Source organism: Streptomyces sp. HB132 (assembly GCF_016909575.1).
Taxonomy (GTDB): domain Bacteria; phylum Actinomycetota; class Actinomycetes; order Streptomycetales; family Streptomycetaceae; genus Streptomyces.
On sequence record NZ_JAFBGA010000020.1, the window covers coordinates 83,308 to 105,544 of the forward strand.

Annotated in this window: 16 protein-coding genes; 11 read left to right on the top strand and 5 right to left on the bottom strand. The window is 69.9% G+C overall.

The window, feature by feature from the left end:
• Positions 1-82 precede the first annotated feature (82 nt).
• The 5 genes from JOC24_RS30025 (at position 83) to JOC24_RS30045 (ending at position 6,631) form a co-directional block, all read left to right on the top strand.
• Entirely contained in the window at positions 83-847 is a 765-nt protein-coding gene (locus JOC24_RS30025) for an NUDIX hydrolase (protein WP_205023572.1), read from the top strand.
• Positions 848-992: 145 nt separating this feature from the next.
• The gene (locus JOC24_RS30030; protein ID WP_205023573.1) at positions 993-2,753 is read left to right on the top strand and encodes an ABC transporter ATP-binding protein; all 1,761 of its coding nucleotides are present in this window, start codon (positions 993-995) and stop codon (positions 2,751-2,753) included.
• 160 nt (positions 2,754-2,913) lie between these two features.
• The gene (locus tag JOC24_RS30035; RefSeq protein ID WP_205023574.1) at positions 2,914-3,801 is read left to right on the top strand and encodes a FadR/GntR family transcriptional regulator; all 888 of its coding nucleotides are present in this window, start codon (positions 2,914-2,916) and stop codon (positions 3,799-3,801) included.
• 323 nt (positions 3,802-4,124) lie between these two features.
• Positions 4,125-5,672 carry an RNA polymerase sigma factor gene (locus tag JOC24_RS30040; RefSeq protein WP_205023575.1) on the top strand — a complete coding sequence of 516 codons (1,548 nt, stop codon included), beginning with the start codon at positions 4,125-4,127 and terminating at the stop codon, positions 5,670-5,672.
• Between the two features lie 128 nt (positions 5,673-5,800).
• Positions 5,801-6,631, top strand: a complete 831-nt coding sequence (locus JOC24_RS30045) for a S1 family peptidase (RefSeq protein WP_205023576.1) — start codon at positions 5,801-5,803, stop codon at positions 6,629-6,631.
• A gap of 112 nt (positions 6,632-6,743) precedes the next feature.
• Here the strand turns inward: JOC24_RS30045 and JOC24_RS30050 are convergent, their stop codons facing one another.
• Positions 6,744-6,977: a DUF7455 domain-containing protein gene (locus JOC24_RS30050; RefSeq protein WP_014153643.1), complete on the bottom strand. Its 234-nt coding sequence runs from the start codon at positions 6,975-6,977 to the stop codon at positions 6,744-6,746.
• A gap of 433 nt (positions 6,978-7,410) precedes the next feature.
• Here JOC24_RS30050 and JOC24_RS30055 point away from each other — a divergent pair, with 433 nt between their 5' ends.
• The 3 genes from JOC24_RS30055 to JOC24_RS30065 all read left to right on the top strand — a co-directional run bounded on the left by JOC24_RS30055 (position 7,411) and on the right by JOC24_RS30065 (position 12,186).
• A complete protein-coding gene (locus tag JOC24_RS30055) occupies positions 7,411-9,537 on the top strand; it encodes a DNA gyrase/topoisomerase IV subunit B (RefSeq protein WP_205023577.1) in 2,127 nt (708 codons plus the stop codon).
• Between the two features lie 586 nt (positions 9,538-10,123).
• The gene (locus JOC24_RS30060; RefSeq protein WP_205023578.1) at positions 10,124-10,597 is read left to right on the top strand and encodes a DUF485 domain-containing protein; all 474 of its coding nucleotides are present in this window, start codon (positions 10,124-10,126) and stop codon (positions 10,595-10,597) included.
• Positions 10,594-12,186 carry a solute symporter family protein gene (locus tag JOC24_RS30065; RefSeq protein ID WP_205023579.1) on the top strand — a complete coding sequence of 531 codons (1,593 nt, stop codon included), beginning with the start codon at positions 10,594-10,596 and terminating at the stop codon, positions 12,184-12,186. Before JOC24_RS30060 ends, JOC24_RS30065 begins: the two co-directional genes overlap by 4 nt.
• 18 nt (positions 12,187-12,204) lie before the next feature.
• Here the strand turns inward: JOC24_RS30065 and JOC24_RS30070 are convergent, their stop codons facing one another.
• Positions 12,205-12,882 carry a DUF7342 family protein gene (locus tag JOC24_RS30070; RefSeq protein WP_205023580.1) on the bottom strand — a complete coding sequence of 226 codons (678 nt, stop codon included), beginning with the start codon at positions 12,880-12,882 and terminating at the stop codon, positions 12,205-12,207.
• Positions 12,879-14,663 (bottom strand): ATP-binding protein, encoded by a 1,785-nt coding sequence (locus tag JOC24_RS30075; protein ID WP_205023581.1) that lies wholly within the window; start codon positions 14,661-14,663, stop codon positions 12,879-12,881. The genes JOC24_RS30070 and JOC24_RS30075 overlap by 4 nt, the downstream gene beginning before the upstream one ends.
• A 227-nt stretch (positions 14,664-14,890) precedes the next feature.
• Here JOC24_RS30075 and JOC24_RS30080 point away from each other — a divergent pair, with 227 nt between their 5' ends.
• On the top strand, positions 14,891-15,898 hold the full coding sequence (locus JOC24_RS30080; protein WP_205023582.1) for a LacI family DNA-binding transcriptional regulator: 1,008 nt from the start codon (positions 14,891-14,893) through the stop codon (positions 15,896-15,898).
• A 30-nt stretch (positions 15,899-15,928) separates the two neighbouring features.
• Here JOC24_RS30080 and JOC24_RS30085 read toward each other — a convergent pair whose 3' ends face one another.
• Positions 15,929-17,266, bottom strand: coding sequence for a citrate/2-methylcitrate synthase (locus JOC24_RS30085; protein ID WP_205023583.1), 1,338 nt, complete (start codon positions 17,264-17,266; stop codon positions 15,929-15,931).
• Between the two features lie 140 nt (positions 17,267-17,406).
• Here JOC24_RS30085 and JOC24_RS30090 point away from each other — a divergent pair, with 140 nt between their 5' ends.
• Together JOC24_RS30090 and JOC24_RS30095 are read left to right on the top strand one after the other, a co-directional pair.
• Positions 17,407-18,570 (top strand): citrate synthase/methylcitrate synthase, encoded by a 1,164-nt coding sequence (locus JOC24_RS30090; RefSeq protein ID WP_205023584.1) that lies wholly within the window; start codon positions 17,407-17,409, stop codon positions 18,568-18,570.
• Between the two features lie 21 nt (positions 18,571-18,591).
• Positions 18,592-19,674, top strand: coding sequence for a CobW family GTP-binding protein (locus tag JOC24_RS30095; RefSeq protein WP_205023585.1), 1,083 nt, complete (start codon positions 18,592-18,594; stop codon positions 19,672-19,674).
• A 56-nt stretch (positions 19,675-19,730) separates the two neighbouring features.
• Here the strand turns inward: JOC24_RS30095 and JOC24_RS30100 are convergent, their stop codons facing one another.
• Positions 19,731-22,181 (bottom strand): DNA gyrase/topoisomerase IV subunit A, encoded by a 2,451-nt coding sequence (locus JOC24_RS30100; protein WP_205023586.1) that lies wholly within the window; start codon positions 22,179-22,181, stop codon positions 19,731-19,733.
• Positions 22,182-22,237: the final 56 nt, after the last annotated feature.

Here is a 22,237-nt window from a genome sequence, read left to right on the forward strand (position 1 = left end):
AGGGGCCACGAACGGGGGCCGGGCGTGGAACCGTTGCCGCGAAGGGAGTGTTTATCGTCAGGGAGACGACTATGATTTCGGTATGCCGCCCTACGACCCGTCGACCTTCCCGCCCTTCGCTGTCACCGTCGACCTGGTCGTCCTCACGGTGCGGCGTCACGCGCTCTGCGCGTTGGTGGTACGCCGAGGCGAATCGCCTTTCCAGGGACGGTGGGCGCTGCCCGGCGGGTTCGTCAGAGCCGATGAGGACCTGGGCGCGGCGGCAGCCCGTGAACTCGCCGAGGAGACCGGGCTCTGCGCGCACGATCCGGCTGCCCCCGCCGTGGGTAACGGCGCCCACCTCGAACAACTGGCCACCTACGGGGACCCGGCGCGTGACCCCCGGATGAGGGTGGTCAGTGTCGCTCACCTCGCACTGGCCCCCGACCTCCCGGCGCCGCGTGCCGGAGGCGACGCGAACAGTGCCCGTTGGGCGTCGGTCGAAGATCTGATCGGGGCGGGAGGAGGCTTCGTCCGCGACGGCGAGCAGTCCGCGCCGCTGGCCTTCGATCACGCGAGGATCCTCGACGACGGAGTGGAGCGGGCACGCTCGAAGATCGAGTACTCCTCCCTGGCCACGGCGTTCTGTCCGCCCGAGTTCACCGTCGGTGAGCTGCGGCGGGTGTACGAAGCGGTCTGGGGGGTGGTTCTCGACCCCAGGAACTTCCACCGCAAGGTCACGGGCACGCCCGGTTTCCTGGTTCCGTCAGGAGGCACGACCACGCGGCAGGGGGGCCGTCCGGCGCAATTGTTCAGGGCCGGTGCCGCGACGGTGCTCAACCCTCCGATGCTGAGGCCGGAAGTCTGACCGGATCAGGTCGGAAGGCGCACGCCGCGGGGACCTACGGAACGCCCACCGATGCACCGATGCGCCAAAAGTCTGAAATGTCGCGTTATCTTGCAGGGGTCCTCCCCACTGCCGCAGAGCGGTCTCACCCTCCGCGAGAGAAGCGATGCTCCAGGCCATCGGACTCACCAGCGCCCCCCGCCGCGACGGTCCCCCCGTCGTGGACGACCTGACCTTCGAAGCCCCCTCCGGCAGTGTCACCGTGCTGCTCGGTGCTCCCGGCTCCGGCAAGACCACGGCTCTCCGTCTGATGCTCGAGCTGGAGGCGGGGCGGGGAGTCACCTACTTCAAGGGCCGCCCGCTGCACCGCATCGGTCATCCCGCCCGGGAGGTCGGGGTGCTGCTCGGAGACGTGCCGGGGCATCCCGCGCGCACCGCGCGAGGGCAGCTCCGCATGCTCTGCGCAGCCGCGGGGGTTCCCGCTTCACGAGCCGACGAACTGCTCGAGGTCGTCGGTCTCGCAGGTCTGGGGGACCAGCGCGTCGGGACTCTCTCGGCAGGTATGGACCGGCGGCTCGGTCTGGCCTCCGCACTGCTCGGCGACCCTCATACCCTCGTGCTCGACGAGCCCACGGCAGGTCTCTCGCCCCGTGAGAGGAGCTGGCTCCACGGCCTGCTCCGCGCACACGCCGCCGAGGGCGGCACGGTCCTGCACACGACCGGCGATCCGAAGGAGGCCGCCCGTGCAGCCGACCGAGTGGTCACCATCGACGACGGACGCCTCGTGGCCGACCAGGACGTCGCGGATTTCTCCCGCACCCGCCTGCGGCCGCGGGTCGCCGTGCGGACTCCGCACGCCGCCCGGCTGGCGGCTGTGGTGAGCCGGGAGGCCCGCGCCGCCCGTCGATCGGTCGAAGTGGTTGCCGAGGGCGGCAGCAGGCTGTCGGTGTACGGCAGCAGTTGTGCTGAGGTCGGGGACACGGCCTACCGGCATGGTGTCCCGGTGCACCAGCTCGCCGACGAGACCGGGGACGCGGGCCCCTCGGTCGTTCCGGCCCGAGGCCCGGGCGGCGGTCAGGTGCGGACTGTCCTGCCGGGACCCGCCTCGACCGTGGCGATCTCGAAGCTGCCACCTCCGATCTCCGTGCGCCCGGCCCGTGGGCCGCTTCGCCCCCTGCGGTACGAGATGCGCCGCCTCTTCGGCGTCAGGACGGCCGGCCTGGTCATGGCGGCCGTCCTGGTCGTGTCCGCGGGCCTCTCCGTACTGCTGGCCCGCACGGGGAGGACACCCCTGCCCGACCTGCTGGTCGCCTGGCCGGATCTGCTGCCGCTTCCGCCCGCCGCGTTCGCCGCCGGGTTGCTGGGCGCCCTCTCCTTCGGCGACGAGTTCCGCTACCCGGCGCTCGCCGCGGGGCGCGGGACGGTGCCGCGGCGACTGGGCTTCCTGCTGGCCAAGCTGTCGGTATCGGCGGGAGTCGCGCTGTTGCTCGCGGTGCTCTCCGTGTTGGTGGACGCAGAGGCACTGCGGCTCTTCTACGGGAACGACTTGGTCGGTGTACCGGAGAACGCCGTTCAGCTCGCTGTCAGTTGGGCGGGGCTCTCGGTCGGGTGCGCCTGGGCGGGGCTGCTGGGAGCAGGTGTGTTCAGGCTGGCCGGTGCCGGAGTAGCGGCCGTCCTGGCGGTACCCGTGCTCGTCGTACCGCTGATGCAGAAGCTCCTCGCGGGCCCCTCCGCCCGTTCGATCGCCGGCCTGCCGGGCAGGCTGCGCGAACTCGGCTGGCTGCAATGGCCGTACGAGACGGACCGGTGGGTCATGGCGGTCGTGCGCGTCGTGGCTCAACCCGTGGGGCTGGCACTTTCCTTGTCGTTGTCCGCCCTGATCTGCGCGTATGTGTTCACCAGCCTTCGAGGCAGGGCTCGTTGGTGACCACATCGTCCGCGTGCGATGAGACTTTGCAGGCAACTCACCTGAAAAGATGTGATTTCTACCGATAACGCGTCAATTGAGGGGTGGGTGCCGATCACCCTTTCGTGTGCTTTTCAGCAAAGACCTCAAGGGCTGGCTGAGCCGCGCCGAAAAAGGATGCGTGAGTACCCTTGCGCACACCATGATGACCGCCGCCCGCTCCGCCGACTCCGGCCTCGCCGGTCCGGGCGAACTCGACCGTTATCCCTACACGGAGACGCCGGCCGGAGAGCGTGCCGCCCTCCGTTCCTGGGGCGGCGCCGAATCCGACCTCGGGCGGGTGAGTCGACGCGGTACGGCCAGTCGCGGCCGTGGACTTCACGGCCAACTGGTCCAGCAACTCGGCCAGATGATCGTTTCCGGTGACCTCGGTGCCGACCGACCGCTCGTCCCGGAGGAGATCGGGCAGCGATTCGAGGTGTCCCGCACCGTCGTGAGGGAGTCCCTTCGCGTTCTCGAGGCCAAGGGCCTGGTCAGCGCCCGGCCCAACGTGGGCACCCGGGTCCGGCCGGTGAGTGACTGGAACCTGCTGGACCCCGACATCATCGAATGGCGCGCCTTCGGCCCGCAGCGTGATGACCAGCGCCGCGAACTGGACGACCTCCGGTGGACCATCGAGCCACTGGCCGCGCGGCTGGCCGCGGGGCACGGGCGCGAGGACATCCAGCAGCGTCTCGGCGACATGATCGAGATCATGGGGCACTCCATGGGGCAGGGGGACGCCCTCACCTTCTCCAGGGCGGACGCGGAGTTCCATGCCCTGCTGATCCAGGCGGCGGGCAACCGCATGCTCGAGCACCTGTCCGGGATCGTGTCGGCGGCCCTGCATGTTTCCGGCGGTCCCGTCACCGGCTGTGACCGGCCGGCCGAGGCGTCCCTGGGCCACCACGCGCGGATCGTCGAAGCCCTCGCGTCGGGTGATTCCGCAGGCGCCGAGGCCGCCATGCGGCAGCTGCTGGTCGGCCACGCCGATGGGGAGCGGGTGGTTCCCGCGCCTCGCGAGCACTGAACGCCGCAAGGCCGGGTAGGCGCACCGTGCATCGCCCGGCCCATGCGGTTCGGCGGCATCTTTACACGGAGATGTGACCTCTGGGTCTGTTTGTCGCGGATGGGGTGTGACTGGGGCCACGCGAATTGGGCGTAACACTCCTCGAAACAGTGCGATGACTTAAGAGGTGACCGCCGCGGAAGGAATACAGCAGCCACGCAGTGCGCTGTGCAGTTCTGAGGCCAAGCCCGCGCCGTCGGCGACATCCCCAGCCGACGGTCGTCGGTTCCAGCCCTCTCCAGGGCCGGGCCGGAAGCCGTTTCCATCGTTCCGAGAGGTTGTTCGTGTCGGCCAGCACATCCCGTACGCTCCCGCCGGAGATCGCCGAGTCCGAGTCTGTGATGGCGCTCATCGAGCGGGGAAAGGCTGATGGGCAGATCGCCGGCGATGACGTGCGTCGGGCCTTCGAGGCTGACCAGATTCCGCCAACCCAGTGGAAGAATGTTCTGCGCAGCCTCAACCAGATCCTCGAGGAAGAGGGTGTGACGCTGATGGTCAGTGCCGCGGAGTCGCCGAAGCGCGCCCGCAAGAGCGTCGCAGCGAAGAGCCCGGTCAAGCGCACCGCCACCAAGACCGTCGCGGCCAAGACCGCCGTGACACGGACCGTCGCGGCATCTGCCGCCCCGGCGGCCGAGAGCGCGGACGTGGCGGGCGACGGCGCTGCCGTTGCCGCTCCCGCGAAGAAGGCGGCAGCCAAGAAGACGGTTGCCAAGAAGACCGCGGCGAAGAAGACCGCGGTCAAGAAGACCGCAGCGAAGAAGTCCGGCAAGCAGGACGACGAACTGCTCGACGGCGACGAGGCGGTCGAAGAAGTAAAGGCCGGCAAGGGCGAGGAAGAGGAGGGCGAGGGCGAGAACAAGGGCTTCGTCCTCTCCGACGACGACGAGGACGACGCGCCCGCGCAGCAGGTCGCCGTCGCCGGCGCCACGGCCGACCCGGTCAAGGACTACCTGAAGCAGATCGGCAAGGTCCCCCTCCTCAACGCCGAGCAGGAGGTCGAGCTCGCCAAGCGCATCGAGGCCGGACTCTTCGCCGAGGACAAGCTGGCGAACTCCGACAAGCTCGCGCCGAAGCTCAAGCGCGAGCTGGAGATCATCGCCGAGGACGGCCGACGCGCCAAGAACCACCTGCTGGAGGCCAACCTCCGTCTCGTGGTGTCGCTGGCCAAGCGCTACACCGGTCGCGGCATGCTCTTCCTGGACCTCATCCAGGAGGGCAACCTGGGTCTGATCCGTGCGGTCGAGAAGTTCGACTACACCAAGGGCTACAAGTTCTCCACGTACGCCACGTGGTGGATCCGCCAGGCGATCACCCGCGCCATGGCCGACCAGGCACGCACCATCCGTATCCCGGTGCACATGGTCGAGGTCATCAACAAGCTCGCGCGGGTGCAGCGTCAGATGCTCCAGGACCTGGGCCGTGAGCCCACCCCGGAGGAGCTGGCCAAGGAACTCGACATGACCCCCGAGAAGGTCATCGAGGTCCAGAAGTACGGCCGTGAGCCGATCTCCCTCCACACCCCGCTGGGTGAGGACGGGGACAGCGAGTTCGGGGACCTGATCGAGGACTCCGAGGCCGTCGTGCCCGCGGACGCCGTGAGCTTCACGCTGCTCCAGGAGCAGCTGCACTCCGTGCTCGACACGCTCTCGGAGCGCGAGGCGGGCGTGGTGTCGATGCGTTTCGGTCTCACCGACGGTCAGCCGAAGACGCTGGACGAGATCGGCAAGGTCTACGGGGTGACGCGCGAGCGCATCCGTCAGATCGAATCCAAGACGATGTCGAAGCTGCGCCACCCGTCGCGTTCGCAGGTGCTGCGCGACTACCTCGACTAGATCTCGGACGCACACGGGCCGGGCCCGGAACCTCAGTGGGTTCCGGGCCCGGCCCATGTGCGCATGCGGGCGGCACCGGGGCGGATGACGCTGAGTGGGCAACGTCCACCTCGGTGTAAGGAGCCTCCATGTCCCGCGTTCTCGTCCGTGTCCTTCCCGCCGCCTGTACCTTGGCCGTCGCTGCGGCGGTGATACCGCTCGGCCCTCCGGTACCGGCCTCGGCGGACAGCATCATCGTCGGCGGACGCCCGGTGGCCGTCGCGGACAGCCCGTGGACGGTGGCCGTGTCGAGCCGTGACCGGTTCGGCGGAACCCGAGCGGGTCAGTTCTGCGGCGGTGCGGCGATCGCCCCCACCAAGGTGCTGACGGCCGCCCACTGCATGGGGGACGACGTCCTGGGGGCCGCCGTCCAGGAGGTCCGGGATCTGCGGATCATCGCCGGGCGGGACGAGCTGAACGGGGCCGGGGGCCAGGAGATCCCGGTGCGTTCGGTGTGGGTGAACCCGGCTTACGACCCGGGCAGCAACGTCGGCGACCTCGCGGTCCTCACCCTGGACCGGGCCCTGCCGAAGGGCAGCGTGATCCCGATGGCCGCGGCCGGGAGTGCCGCCTACGAGCCTGGGACCCCGGCGACGGTCTACGGCTGGGGGGACACCACCGGATACGGCGCCTACGCGTCAGGACTGCGCGCCACCACGGTGCGGGTGATGTCCGACAGCGACTGCCGACGCGCTTACCCGGGCGGCGCACAAGGCGCGTACGACGCCTCGTCGATGCTCTGCGCCGGTGATGCCGCGGGTGGGCGCGACGCGTGCCAGGGGGACAGCGGAGGCCCGCTGGTGGCCCGTGGGCGCCTCGTCGGGCTCGTCTCGTGGGGCAGTGGCTGCGGGAGCCCCGGAAGTCCTGGGGTGTACACACGCGTGTCCGCGGCGATCCGGTGGATGGCTGACCGGACCTGACCGCGGAGGTCACACAGGCGTCCGAGAACGTGAGAACGGGCGGCTTCCCCTGAGGGAGCCGCCCGTCGGCCGGTCCTGGACCGTGCCCATAGCTCGTCGTGGATGCGAGGTGTCAGTGTTGTTCCTCGTCGGCGGCACTGGCCTGCACGGCCGTGAGCCGATCTGTCTCATCCTGTATTTCCGCGGCGATCTTCTTGAGTTCCGGCTCGAACTTGCGCCCGTGGTGGGCGCAGAACAGCAGTTCACCGCCACTGATCAGGACGACGCGCAGATATGCCTGGGCGCCGCAACGGTCACAGCGGTCTGCTGCGGTCAGCGGGCTCGCGGGGGTCAGAACAGTAGTCACGTCGCCTCTTCTCTAGCTCGACGAGCTGTCGTACCAGGGTCAACATCCAACCAGGCCGAAAACGTTCCCGCTCGTGGCATTTCTTCGAAACTTCTTCTCGGGATGGCTGTCTGTTGCTGGTTCGCGGCGAATGTGCCGTATTGCGTAGCGCTACGGTTTCGCGTTGCTTGTGTGGGCCGGTCCGCCGGCTGGCTTGCCGGTTGTTCATGAGGACGTGCCCGGAGCCTAAATGGTTCATGCCTCGAAGGGAACGTGATGTGCATGTCACTCCAACGAGTGATCGAACGCGTATGCGAGGCTGGACTAGCATAAGGATTCCCCCTGGGTGGCGTTACAACCGCTCTACCAGGCCTCGGTAGGCTCTCAGCGGCCACCGAGGCCGAGCCCGTCACCCACTGGGCCCCAAATGAAAATTCAGCGAGGAGCGAACCGCGTGACCGCCGATTCCGTGCCGTCCACTGCGCTGCTGACCGGAGCAGGCGGCGCAGACAGGGACAGCTCCAACTACACCGCGCGGCACCTTCTCGTCCTCGAAGGGCTCGAAGCGGTCCGTAAGCGCCCCGGCATGTACATCGGGTCCACGGACAGCCGCGGACTCATGCACTGCCTCTGGGAGATCATCGACAACTCGGTCGACGAGGCCCTCGGGGGCTACTGCGACACCATCGAGGTCATCCTCCACGACGACGCCTCCGTCGAGGTCCGGGACAACGGCCGCGGCATCCCCGTGGACGTGGAGCCCAAGACCGGGCTCTCCGGCATCGAGGTCGTCATGACCAAACTGCACGCCGGCGGCAAGTTCGGCGGCGGGTCCTACGCGGCGTCGGGCGGCCTGCACGGCGTCGGCGCCTCGGTCGTGAACGCGCTCTCCGCCCGGCTGGACGTCGAGGTCGACCGCAACAGCGCGACCCACTCCATCAGCTTCCGGCGCGGTGTCCCGGGCATGTTCACCGAGCAGGGCCCCGACAGCCCCTTCGATCCCGCCAACGGTCTGCGCAAGGGCAAGCGGGTGCCCAAGACGCGTACGGGTACCCGGGTGCGGTACTGGGCGGACCGCCAGATCTTCCTCAAGGACGCGAAGCTCAACCTGGAGACCCTGTACCAGCGGGCCCGGCAGACCGCTTTCCTCGTGCCCGGCCTGACCATCGTCGTACGCGACGAGCGAGGCATCGACGGCGAGGGCAAGACGGAGGAGACCTTCCGCTTCGACGGAGGGATCAGCGAGTTCTGCGAGTACCTGGCGCAGGACAAGGCCGTCTGCGACGTCCAGCGCCTGAGCGGCACGGGGACCTTCAAGGAGACCGTGCCGGTCCTGGACGACCGCGGGCACATGACGGCGACCGAGGTCACCCGCGAGCTGGCCGTCGACATCGCCCTGCGCTGGGGCACCGGCTACGACACCAACCTCAAGTCCTTCGTCAACATCATCGCCACCCCCAAGGGCGGCACCCACGTCACCGGATTCGAGCGCTCCCTCACGAAGACGGTGAACGAGGTGCTGCGCTCCGCCAAGTTGCTGCGCGTCGCCGAGGACGACGTCGTCAAGGACGACGCTCTGGAGGGCCTGACCGCGGTCGTCACCGTACGGCTCGCGGAGCCGCAGTTCGAAGGACAGACGAAGGAGGTGCTGGGCACCTCGGCCGCCAACCGGATCGTGGCCAATGTGGTCGCCAAGGAGCTCAAGGCGTTCCTGACGTCCACGAAGCGAGACGCCAAAGCCCAGGCCAGGGCGGTGCTCGACAAGGCGGTGGCCGCAGCCCGTACCCGTATCGCCGCACGCCAGCACAAGGACGCGCAGCGCCGCAAGACCGCGCTCGAGTCCTCCTCGCTGCCCGCGAAGCTCGCCGACTGCCGGAGCGACGACGTGGAGCGCAGCGAGCTCTTCATCGTGGAGGGCGACTCGGCCCTCGGTACGGCGAAGCTGGCTCGCAACAGTGAGTTCCAGGCCCTGCTGCCGATCCGCGGCAAGATCCTCAACGTACAGAAGTCGTCCGTGTCGGACATGCTCAAGAACGCCGAGTGCGGGGCCATCATCCAGGTTATAGGAGCAGGCTCCGGGCGTACCTTCGACATCGACGCCGCGCGCTACGGCAAGGTCATCATGATGACGGACGCCGACGTCGACGGTTCGCACATCCGCACCCTGCTGCTCACGCTCTTCCAGCGCTACATGCGGCCGATGGTCGAGGCAGGGCGGGTCTTCGCGGCCGTTCCCCCGCTGCACCGGATCGAGCTCGTCCAGCCCAAGAAGGGCCAGGACAAGTACATCTACACCTACTCCGACAACGAGCTCCGGCAGACCCTGTTGGAGCTGCAGCGCAAGAACGTCCGGTTCAAGGACTCGATCCAGCGCTACAAGGGTCTCGGAGAGATGGACGCCGACCAGCTGGCGGAGACCACGATGGACCCGCGCCACCGGACCCTGCGCCGGATCAACATCGGTGACCTCGAATCCTCGGAGCACGTCTTCGATCTGCTGATGGGCAACGAGGTCGCCCCCCGCAAGGAGTTCATCACCAGCTCCGCAGCCACCCTGGACCGCTCGCGCATCGACGTCTGACGGCTTCCACCCGTGGGTGGAGGTATCTTCTCCACCCACGGCCAGGCCCTGAGCCGATCCCGTCGTCGCCGCGCCTCCGTGGCGTCGAAGACGTCGAATCCTCACGCCGTCGGAGGCTGTCGTGTCGGAGCCTTCAACGGTCCTGTGTTCGTCGCGGCCGTCGCGCTTCTAGCCGTGCGTCGGTTCCCGGCCCAGCGGGTCGGTGACGAGCAGCGGTGGTGGATGCTGCCCGTGATCCTCTGCATCGTCGCCCTCCGGCGTGACGGAGCCGTCGATCCGCAGCACGTAACACCGTCCGCTGCGTTGCCCGCGCGGGCCTCGTGAGGGGGCCGGTCACCGGTGCGGGGTGGGCTTGACCGTCCCGTCGTGGCAGGGCCGGACGAGTCCTTCCGCAACCGGGGCCACGACAGGGGCGCGCGGCAGAACAGGGGCCGCGCGCCATGCGTACGGCCAGGGGCTCGCACACCCGCCCGGCGCTCCCGTCACCTGAAATGGTGAAGCACGGCGAATGAAGTGCCCGAGATCTTCCCGATCTGCCCATTCTTGGCTACGCGGCCGAAAAGGCTCGTGGACAAGGGAGTTCTTGGTGGAGAAGGAAGCAGGGCCGGTCGTCTCGGCAACACGGCTCGACGACCCGTGGTACGAGCCGTCGGCCACCGGGTGGGGCGAGCCGGACGGAGCGTCGGCCGTCGCGGCCGAAATGCCGTCCCGGCAGGCGGAGCAGCGCTGCCACAGCGCGGCCGAGGTCTATCTGGAGGTGCAGAACAGCCCGGCGTTTCGCGAAGTGCGCCGCCGTTACAGGCGGTTCGTGGTTCCCGCGGCGGCCGCATTCCTGCTCTGGTATCTCGCCTACGTCGTCGTGGCCACCACCGCACACGACCTGATGGCGCGTCCTGTCGTCGGCGCGCTCAACGTGGCCATGGTGGCGGGGCTCGGCCAGTTCCTCACCACGTTCCTGCTCACCTGGGCGTACGCCCGTCACGCGCGTCTCCACCGGGACCGCGCCGCTCTGGAACTGCGCTGGGAGACCCAGGAGATGACAAGAGGTGCCGGCCGGTGAGGGAGGACCACCAGACCCTGGCTCTGCTGCTGTTCAGCGTGTTCGTCGCGGTGACGCTCGGCATCACCACCTGGGTCAGCCGGAACAGGCAGGGCTCCGCCGAGGAGTTCTACGCGGGCGGACGGTTGTTCTCCCCGATGGAGAACGGATTCGCCATCGCCGGTGACTACATGTCCGCCGCTTCCTTCCTCGGTATCTCGGGGCTGATCGCCCTCTTCGGCTACGACGGCATGCTCTACTCCGTGGGATTCCTCGTGGCCTGGCTCGTCGTCCTGCTCCTCGTCGCCGAACTGGTGCGCAACTGCGGGAGGTTCACCCTCGCCGACGTGGTGGCCGCCCGGATGGCGGAACGCCCGGTGCGTACGGCGGTGGGCGCCTCGTCAGTCACGGTCTCCGTTCTCTACCTGGTGGCCCAGATGGTGGGGGCGGGGAGCCTGGTCGCGTTGCTGCTCGGTGGCACGAGCGACACCGCGCGGTCGTGGACCGTGGTCGGAGTGGGAGCGCTCATGGTGGTCTACGTGTCGTTCGGCGGCATGCGCGCCACGACGTGGATCCAGATCGTCAAGGCGGTGCTGCTGATGGCCGGCGCCGTCGCGCTCACCGCGCTCGTCCTCGCCCGCTTCCACGGGGACGTCAACTCCCTGCTCGATACGGCTGCCGAGCGCAGCGGCCACGGCCGGGACTTCCTCGCGCCCGGGCTGAGGTACGGCGGGAGCTGGACGGCGCGTCTCGACTTCATCAGCCTCGGCCTCGCGCTCGTCCTCGGCACGGCCGGCCTGCCGCACATCCTGTCGCGCTTCTACACCGTGCCCACCGCCCGCGCGGCGCGGCGCTCCGTCGTGTGGTCCGTCGGCCTGATCGGCAGCTTCTACCTGATGACCATCGTGCTGGGGTTCGGAGCCGCCGCGCTCGTCGGCCCGTCGGACGTCCGGGCGTCCAATGCGTCCGGGAACACCGCTGTCCCGCTCCTGGCGCTCGTCCTCGGGGGTGGTGAGGGTTCGACGGGCGGGACGGTGCTCTTCGCGGTCGTGGCCGCCGTCGCCTTCGCCACGATCCTCGCCGTCGTCGCCGGGATCACCCTCGCCTCCTCCGCCTCCGTCGCCCACGACCTCTACGCCTCCTTCCGGCGGCCGGGTTCCAAGCCGCGGAGCGAGGTCGGCGTGGCGCGGGTGGCGGCGGCGGGCGTCGGAGTGGTGGCCATCGCCCTCGGACTCCTCGCCCAGGATCTGAACGTCGCCTTCCTGGTGGGTCTGGCCTTCGCTGTCGCGGCCTCCGCCAACCTGCCCGCGCTGCTCTACTCCCTGTTCTGGCGGAACTTCACCACGAGGGGAGCGGTCTGGGCGGTGTACGGCGGCCTGATCCCGGCAGTCGTGCTCGTCCTGCTCTCCCCGATCGTCTCGGGAAGCCCCACCTCGCTCTTCCCTGGTGTTGACCTCGCACTCTTCCCCCTGGAGAACCCGGGGCTGGTGTCGATCCCGGCGGGCTTCCTGGCGGGATGGATCGGCACCGTCACCTCGCCCGAGCCTCCCGACCCGGCGAAACACGCGGAGACCGAGGTCAGGTCGCTCACCGGGGCGGGGGCGGCGTAGCCCGGGCCGGGAGAGCGGTCAGGAGCCGGTGGCCCAGGTGTACCGGTGTTCGGGCCGGCCCGTCTCGCCGTACCTGAGCGACAGTCGCACCCGGCCCGTGCGCTCCAGGAGCTTCAGATAGCGCTGGGCCGTCTGCCGGCTCATTCCGGCGCTCTCCGCGACCTCCTGCGCGGAGAGCGGTCCGTCGGCCGCGCGCAAGGCCTGCCGGACCAGTTCCGCGGTCGTCGTCGAATGCCCCTTGGGGAGATCGGACCCGTCCGTGGCCCACAAGGCCCCGAACAACCGGTCCACCTCCGTCTGCTCGGCCTCGCCGCCTCCCTCGAAGGTGCGGCGCAGTGCGGCGTACGCCTCCAGCTTGGTGCGAAGCCCGGCATACGCGAACGGCTTGACCAGGTACTGGAGAGCGCCGTGGCGCATCGCCGCCTGAACGGTCGCGACGTCGCGCGCGGCCGTCACCATGATCACGTCGGTGTGGTGGCCGAGCCCGCGCAGCTCCCGGACCACGGCCAGGCCGTTGCGGTCCGGCAGGTAGTGATCGAGCAGGATCAGGTCGATGGGCGTATCGCCGATCCTGGCGAGTGCCTCGGTCGCCGAGTGGGCCGTGGCGGCCACCCTGAATCCGGGCACCTTGGAGACGTAGGCCGCGTTGATACGGGCGACCCGTACGTCGTCGTCCACGACCAGCACCTCGATCACGGGAGGTCTCCTGAGGTCGCGGGTCGTCCGGGGCCAGGGGGGCCACCGGGAGCGTTGCCGCCCGCCCGGTCGGCCCGGCTGCGGGCGGAGAGATCTCCGGGGCCGCCTTGACCGGGGAGGTCCGGCACTTCCCGTTCGCCGGGGGAGGGGGCGCTCAGTCGATCCGGCTCGCCCAGAGCCTCCGGCAGGACCACGGTGAACACCGCCCCGTCCCCGGGGAAGCCGGTTACGGACACGCTGCCGCCCTGTCGCTCGGCGAGCCGCCGTACCAGGGGCAGTCCGAGGCCGCGCTTGCCGTGGGCCGGCAGTTCCTTGGTCGACCAGCCCTCCATGAAGATGGATTCGTGGTCGCCGGCCGGTACTCCGGGTCCGCTGTCGCGCACCCGGAGTACCACCGTGCGGTCCTCGGCCCGCAGCTCGACCTCGATCCTCGCCCCGTCCGATCCCGCGGCCGCGTCCAGCGCGTTGTCGACCAGGTTGCCGAGGACCGTGACGAGTCCACGCGGGTCCACCAGCCGGTCCGGCAGCAGTGTCCCCGGGGCGATGCGCAGGGCGACTCCGCGCTCCGCGGCCACGGTCGCCTTGCCGACCAGGAGGGAGGCCAGCAGAGGATCGTGGACCTTCTCGGTGACCTGCTCAGCCGTCGCCCGGTGGACGCCGACGACCTCCGTGACGAACTCCACCGCCTCTTCGTGCATCTCGAGTTCCAGCAGTCCCAGCAGGGTGTGGAGCCGGTTGGCGTGCTCGTGGTCCTGTGCGCGGAGCGCGTCGATCAGACCGTGGGTGGAGTCGAGCTCGCGCCCCAGGTACTCCAGCTCCGTACGGTCGCGCAGCGTGGCCACGGCCCCGCCGTCGTCGGTCGGCACCCGGTTGGCGAGCAGCACGCGGTTCCCCCGGACCGTCACCAGGTCGTCGCCGACCACCCGCCCGGTCAGTACGTCGGTGGTCCGGCCGTCGCCCAGGGCCTCGTCGAGTCGCCTGCCGGCTGCGTCCGGGCCGAGGCCGAGCAGTCGCTGGGCCTCGTCGTTCAGGAGCCTGATGCGTCCGGTGCGGTCGAGTGCGACGACCCCCTCGCGGATGCTGTGCAGCATGGCCTCGCGCTCGGTCAGCAGCGCGGAGATGTCGGAGAAGGCCAGGTCGTGGGTCTGCCGCTGGAGCCGGCGGGAGATCAGATAGGCGGCCAGGGCGCCCACGGCCAGCGCACCGCCCGCATAAGCGAGGAGACCGGGGATCGCGGCGAGCAGCCGGGCCCGGACGCTGTCGTACGCGATACCGACCGAGACGGCGCCGACGACCCGTTCCGACCCGTCGAGGAGCGGGACCTTGCCGCGGGCCGAACGTCCGAGTGTGCCGCTGTCGATCTCCATCACGGACCGGCCGGCGAGCGCCGTGCTGGGATCGGTGGAGACGACCTCACCGATGCGGGAGGTGTCGGTGTGCGACCAGCGCACCCCTTGCTTGTCCATGATCACGACGTACTCGGCGCCGGTCGACCGCCTGATCCGCTCGGCCGCGGCCTGCACGGCGCCGTCCGGGCGCGGCGCGGTGGTGAGCAGTGAGGTGGCGATCTGGGGCTGTGCCGCCGTGCTCTGCGCGATCGCCAGTGCGCGGCGCATCGCCTGGTCGTCGAGCTGCGCGCTGAGCGGCGCCAGGAAGAGGCCCGTGACGAGGACCGTGACGCCGGTGATGATGGCCAGCTGCATCAGCAGGACCTGCGAGAAGACCCGCTTCGGCCAGCCGAATCGGCGAGGTCCCCGCAGGGTGGTCGATGGGGCGCTCATCGTACGAACGGTAAGGGGCAAACCGCGCTCACCGAAATCTCCGGCTGCCGGAGCCAGGTCGACCGCATGCCGACCGCTGTCGGCCGCATGCTGATCCCAGCCGACCTGGCCGGCCCAAGCGGCCCGGCCGGGCAGGGCTCTTGCCTCCTCGAGCTCCGTCTGTGAGCGTTCTACGAGACCCCGCTCCAGCGCAATATTCTTGCGATTTTTGCGCTAATCTTGCGCGCATGACGCGACGACTTGCTCAGGTTGCCCAGAAAGTAGGAGTCAGCGAGGCTACGGTCAGCCGCGTGCTGAACGGCAAGCCGGGCGTCTCCGACGCCACTCGGCAAGCCGTTCTCTCCGCGCTGGACGTACTCGGATACGAGCGTCCGACGCAACTGCGCGGTGAGCGCGCCCGCCTGGTGGGACTGGTCCTGCCCGAGCTGCAGAACCCGATCTTCCCGGCTTTCGCCGAAGTGGTCGGCGGTGCGCTCGCCCAGCAGGGACTGACTCCTGTGCTCTGCACGCAGACCAAGGGCGGGGTCTCCGAAGCCGACTACGTCGAGCTCCTCCTCCAGCAGCAGGTGTCGGGAGTCGTGTTCGCCGGAGGCCTGTACGCACAGGCCGACGCCCCCCACGATCACTACAAGGTGCTCGCCGACCGCAAGATCCCGGTCGTCCTGATCAACGCCGCCATCGCCCACCTCGGATTCCCCGCGGTCTCCTGCGACGACTCCGTGGCCGTCGAGCAGGCCTGGCGCCATCTGGTCTCGCTGGGCCACGAGCGGATCGGGTTCGTCCTCGGCCCGGCCGACCACATGCCCTCGCAGCGAAAGCTCGCCGCCGCCCGCACGCTGGCCGCCCGGTCGGGGACGACCGTGCCGGACGAGCGGGTGTCCCGTGCCATGTTCTCGCTGGAGGGCGGTCAGGCCGCAGCCGCGCGGCTGCTCGACCAGGGGGTCACCGGCATCATCTGCGCGAGTGATCCGCTTGCCCTGGGCGCGGTGCGCGCCGCGCGGCGCCGCGGGCTGTCGGTGCCCGGCGACGTCTCCGTGGTCGGCTACGACGACTCGGCGTTCATGAACTGCACGGAACCGCCGCTGACCACGGTGCGCCAGCCGATCGAAGCCATGGGCAGGGCCGCGGTCGAACTGCTCTCGGTGCAGATCGGGGGCCGTGCGGTGCCGTCGGACGAGCTCCTCTTCGAGCCCGAGCTGGTCGTTCGCGGGTCCACGTCCCGCCCGCCCCGGTAAGTGGAAAGCGAGATTTTCTCCCGGCTGTAGCTAATTTGCGGACCGGGGCCCTGAGGAGGCGACCCTCTCCGAGGCAGTCGCCTCCGGCGTCGGCAGCGGCCGGGGCGGGCGCGGCCCGTTGTACTGACCGCTGGGCCGCATGCGCAGTGGCCGTTCCGCGTACTCCTCCATCGCGTGGGCGATCCAGCCCGCCGTACGCGACACCGCGAACACCGTCTCGCCCGTCTCGGCCGGCATGCCGCACGCGACCGAGAAGACGGCCAGGGCCAGGTCGACATTGGCGTGCAGGGGCGTGTGCCCGGCGGTGGTCGCGACCACGTCGCGGGCAGCCGCCATGACCGGGACGGCCGACGGCATCTCGTCCAGGAGCGCGAACAGGGCCCGGGCCCGTGGGTCCTCAGCGGCGTAGAGGCGATGACCGAGCCCCGGCACCCGCCTGCCGGTGCGCAGATGGTCCGCGACGACCGGAGCCGCGCCACCCCGGTCCATGACCTCCAGGAGCATGCGGTGCGCCAGCCCGCTCGCGGCGCCGTGCAGCGGCCCCTCCAGCACGCCCAGCCCGGCGGAGACCACGGCGTACGGGTGGGCGTGGGCCGACGCGGCGACGCGTGCTGCCAGGGTCGAGGCCGCGAGATCGTGGTCGGCCAGCAGCGTGAGCGCGGAGTCGAGCACGGCCAGCGACGCCGCGTCGGCAGGCAGCGCGGAGAGCTTCGGCCACAGCCGCGCGGCGAGAGAGCCGCCCTCGCCGTCAGCCTCTCCGGCCGGGGGCAGCGCGCCCACCAAGGTGGGGATCAGGCTGCGCGCGCTGTTGAGCACCCCCTCGGGGGAGAGATCGAACCGCAGCGGATCGGCGGACGCGGCTGCGGCCACAGCGGCCCGGAGCCGGTCCGTCGAACTGCTGTGCCGCGGCAGTGAGGCGGCGGTGCGCCGTGCCGCCGCGAGGGACTCGGGTGCGGCGGTGAAGCGGATTCCGGCACGGAGCTCACCGGTCCAGATCCACTCCGCGACCTCCTCGTAGCCGTAGCGGCGGGCGAGATCGGTCGCGTCGACGCCGCGGAAGTAGTAGCGGTCCGGCTCGATGAGCGTGATCCCGGTGCGGAAGACCAGATCACCCGCGACGGAGGGCGAGGGCTCCCGGCGCCCGGTCCGGCGGACCAGGGCCTCGACCTCGGAGGCGTCGAACGTGCTGCCGCGTCCTCCGGGGGTGCGTCTGCTGGCGAGCTGCCCCCGGCTCACGTACGCGTACACGGTCTCGGGCTTCACCCCGAGCCGCTCGGCGGCCTCCCGCGTGGTGAGCCTGCGCTCCTGCGCCGCCCCATCGGCTCCCGTGTCCTGTGTGCCGGTCCCGTGGGCCGAGTCATGCGTCATGGAGTCCACCGTATCCATATCCGTCAATGCCGGATCATCCCCAACGCGACTTGATATTGATTCAATCAATGTTGACAGTCAGGAAGTCAATCATAGACAGTCGAATCAACGTTCAATTCGCTGTGGAGGAGAGACCTGCCATGCCCGCCTCGCAAACGGAACCCTCACCGCTCGCTGTACCCCGGGGCCTCGCCGGCGTGATCGTCACCGACACCGCGCTGGGAGACGTGCGCGGACGCGAGGGCTTCTATCACTACCGGCAGTACTCGGCGATCGAACTGGCGCAGCGCCGCAGCTTCGAGGACGTCTGGTACCTGATGTTCCACGGCGAGCTGCCCGGCCGGGCGGAGAGCACCGCCTTCGCGGCGCGCACCGCCGGTCTGCGCCGACTGCCTCCCGACGTGCGGGAGGCGCTGCCCGCCATCGCCCGCGCAGGTGCGGTCTCGGGCCCGCTCGCGGGACTGCGTACCGCGCTCTCGCTGCTAGGGGCCTCGGCGGGGTTCCGCCCCGTGTACGACATCGGCGCCGACCGCCGCGGACAGGACGCGCTCGCCGTGTGCGCCGCCGTCCCCACCGTGCTGACCTCCCTGTACCGACTGGGCCAGGGGCTGGAGCCCGTGGAACCTCGCGACGACCTTCCGTTCGCCGCGAACTACCTCCACATGCTCACCGGTGAGGAGCCGGACGCCGCACGGACGGCGGCCGTCGAGCGGTACCTCGTCTCCACCGTCGACCACGGCTTCAACGCCTCCACGTTCACGGCCCGGGTGATCGCCTCCACCGGTGCCGATGTCGCGGCCTGTCTCGTCGGAGCCGTCGGCGCGCTCTCCGGTCCGCTGCACGGCGGCGCGCCCAGCCGGGCGCTGGACACCCTGGACGCCATCGGCACCCCGGACCGGATCGACGGCTGGATCCGGCAACGCGTCCTCGCGGGAGAACGGATCATGGGATTCGGGCACCCCGTGTACCGCACGGAGGACCCACGCTCACGCATGCTCCGCTCGGTCGCGCAGAGCTTCGGCGGTCCGCTCGTCGACTTCGCCGTGGAGGTGGAGCGCCGGGTCGAGGCGATCCTCGCCGAGCTCAAGCCGGGACGTGAACTGCACACGAACGTGGAGTTCTACGCCGGTGTCGTCATGGAGCTCTGCGGGCTGCCCCGCGAGATGTTCACTCCCACCTTCTGTGCCGCGCGCATGGTCGGCTGGAGCGCCAATATCCTGGAGCAGGCGGACGACTCGAAGATCATCCGCCCGGCGGCCCGCTACGTCGGCACCCCGCCCCCGCACCCCGTGCCACCACTCTGACCGACCCGAGGAAGGCCCCCGTTGACCCAGCCCCGCGCCCCGCAGATCCCGGTCGTCGTCCTGGCGGGGTTTCTCGGATCCGGCAAGACGACACTGCTGAACCACCTGCTCCGCAACAGGTCGGGCAACCGGATCGGTGTCATCGTCAATGACTTCGGGTCCATCGAGATCGACGCCATGACCGTCGCGGGACAGGTCGGTTCCACCGTCTCGCTGGGAAACGGCTGCCTGTGCTGTGCCGTCGACGCGAGCGAGCTCGACACCTACCTGGAGACGCTGACCGGACCGGCCGCCCGGCTCGACGTGATCGTCATCGAGGCGAGCGGCCTCGCCGAGCCCCAGGAACTCGTACGGATGCTGCTGGCCAGCGACAATCCGCACATCAGGTACGGGGGACTGGTGGAGGTCGTCGACGCCGCCGAGTTCCCGGCCACGCGTGAGCGCCACCCGGAGATCGACCGCCATCTCGCGGTCGCCGACCTGATCGTGCTGAACAAGACCGACCGGGTCACGGACACGCGGCTGCGTGCCGTCAGGGAGGCGGTCGGCGCTTCGGGCGGAAGGGCCGCGGTCATCTGCTCCGCCTACGGGAGGATCGACCCGGGGCTGCTCTTCGACCCCGTGCTCCGGCCGGACGAGGACGGCTCCTTCCGGCAGCTGACGTTCGAGGACCTGCTGCCCGAGACGGACCGCACGCACGAGGAGCATCTGCATGCGGCGTACGAGAGCGTGTCCTTCACCTCCGAGGTGCCGCTCTGCCCGCGCCGCTTCATGGCGTTCCTCGACTCCAGGCCCGCGGGCCTCTACCGGATCAAGGGGTTCGCCGACTTCGGCGCGGGTGACCCCGGCAACCGGTACGCGCTGCACGCCGTCGGCGGGTTCCTGCGCTTCGTACCGCGACGCTGGGCCCGCGACGAGCCCCGGCGGACCCAGCTGGTGCTGATCGGGACCGGTGTCGACGCCGAGGCCTTGCGGAAGGGCCTGGAGGACTGCAAGGACGCGTGGCAGCCCGCCGCGGACGACCAGGACGCCAGCGAGCTGCTGGAACGCGGCATGTGGGGCGTCCTGCGCTACGTGCGACAGCCGGACGACACCGGGGCCTGAGGTCCCCGGGGGCCGCCCGGCCGGATCGGACCTGATCCGGCCGGCCGGCCGGTGGCCTACAGCGGCCCGGCGATCACCGCGACCGGACTCGTCAGCGGTGTGCCCGAACCGTCACGGCGTGGGTCGGCGGCGGGCAGCTCGGCCGGTGTGCCGTTCTTCTGCGCCGCCCGTGCGGGGGTCTCGCCCGCCCAGGCGAAGACCAGGACGTCCTCCCCCTTCAGGAAGCGCTGGCAGCGAACGCCGCCCGTCGCCCTGCCCTTGCGCGGATACTGGTCGAACGGGGTCAGCTTCCAGGTCAGCTCGGAGTCGTCCAGGGTGCCGTGCGACCCGGCGACGGTGAACACCGCGGCGTCCGCCGAGGGATCCACCGCGGCGAACGAGAGCACGGTGGCACCCGCCGCGAGCTTCACGCCCGCCATGCCGCCCGCGGCGCGTCCCTGCGGACGCACCGACGCGGCCGGATAGCGCAGCAACTGCGCGTCGGACGTGATGAAGACCATGTCCTCGTCGCCCGTACGCAGCTGGGTGGCGCCGACGATCCGGTCGCCGTCCTTCAGCGAGATGACCTCCAACTCGTCCTTGTTGGGCGGGTAGTCCGGCACCACACGTTTCACGACCCCCTGCAGGGTTCCGATGGCCAGGCCCGGAGACTCCTCGTCCAGGGTGGTGAGGCAGACCAGCTCCTCGTCCGGCTCCAGGCTGAGGAACTCGGAGATCTGGGCCCCGCCGGAGAGGTTCGGAGCCGCGTGGGTGTCCGGCAGCTGCGGCAGGTCGATCACCGAGAGCCGGAGCAGTCGCCCGGTGGACGTCACCGCGCCCACGTCACCGCGTGCCGTGGCGGCGACCGCGGAGACGATCGCGTCGTGCTTCGTGCGCCTGGCGTCCTCCGTCTGTGTGAGCGGCTCCGCGTTGGCCGTACGGGCCAGGAGGCCGGTCGAGGAGAGCAGCACCTGGCACGGGTCGTCGGCGACCTCCAGCGGCACCGAGGCGATCTGCGAACCCGCCGACTCCAGCAGCACCGTGCGCCGGTCGGTGCCGAACTTCTTCGCCACCGCCGCCAGTTCGGACGAGACCAGCTTCCGCAGTTCCGCGTCCGACTCCAGGATCGCGGTCAGCTCGGCGATCTCCTCGTTGAGCTTGTCGCGCTCGGTCTCCAGCTCGATCCTGTCGAAGCGCGTCAGCCTGCGCAGCGGGGTGTCCAGGATGTACTGGGTCTGGATCTCGCTCAGCGAGAAGCGCTCCATCAGGCGCTCCTTCGCCTGGGCGGAGTTGTCGCTGTCCCGGATGAGGCGGATGACCTCGTCGATGTCGAGCAGTGCCACCAGGAGGCCCTCGACCAGGTGCAGCCGGTTGCGGCGCTTGGTCCTGCGGAACTCGCTGCGCCGGCGCACCACGTCGAAGCGGTGGTCGAGGTAGACCTCCAGGAGCTCCTTGAGCCCCAGGGTGAGGGGCTGCCCGTCGACCAGCGCCACGTTGTTGATGCCGAAGGACTCCTCCATCGGCGTCAGCTTGTAGAGCTGCTCCAGCACGGCCTCAGGCACGAAGCCGTTCTTCACCTCGATCACCAGACGCAGACCGTGCGCCCGGTCCGTCAGGTCCTTGACGTCCGCGATGCCCTGGAGCTTCTTCGAACCGACCAGGTCCTTGATCTTGGCGATCACCTTCTCCGGGCCGACGCTGAAGGGCAGTTCGGTGACGACGAGGCCCTTGCGGCGGGCCGTGACGTTCTCTATGGCGACGGTGGCGCGGATCTTGAACGTGCCGCGGCCGGAGGCGTAGGCGTCCTTGATGCCGCCGAGGCCGACGATCCTGCCACCGGTCGGCAGGTCCGGTCCGGGCACGAAGCGCATCAGCGTCTCGAGGTCGGCGCCCGGGTGCCTGATCAGGTGGCGGGCGGCGGCGATGACCTCGCCGAGGTTGTGCGGGGGCATGTTGGTCGCCATGCCGACCGCGATCCCGGAAGCGCCGTTGACCAGGAGGTTCGGGTACGCCGCCGGGAGGACGACCGGCTCCTGCTCCTGGCCGTCGTAGTTCGACTGGAAGTCGACGGTGTCCTCGTCGATGGACTCCGTCATGAGGGACGTGGCGTCGGCCATCCGGCACTCGGTGTACCGCATGGCGGCCGGCGGGTCGTCGTTGCCCAGGGAACCGAAGTTGCCGTGCCCGTCGACGAGGGGCAGGCGCATCGAGAACGGTTGTGCCATGCGCACCAGTGCGTCATAGATCGACGCGTCACCGTGCGGGTGCAGTTTGCCCATCACCTCGCCGACGACCCGCGCGCACTTCACGTACCCGCGGTCAGGGCGCAGACCCATCTCGTTCATCTGGGACACGATGCGGCGGTGCACGGGCTTCATGCCGTCACGGGCGTCGGGCAGAGCCCGGGAGTAGATCACCGAGTACGCGTACTCGAGGAAGGAGCCCTGCATTTCGTCGACGACGTCGATGTCGAGGATCTTCTCCTCGAAGTCGTCCGGCGGCGGGGTTTTCGTGCTGCGGCGGGCCATCGCGGCTGCGACTCCTTCACAAGATTCTGTCGGACAACCTCAGGTTCTGACGCCGA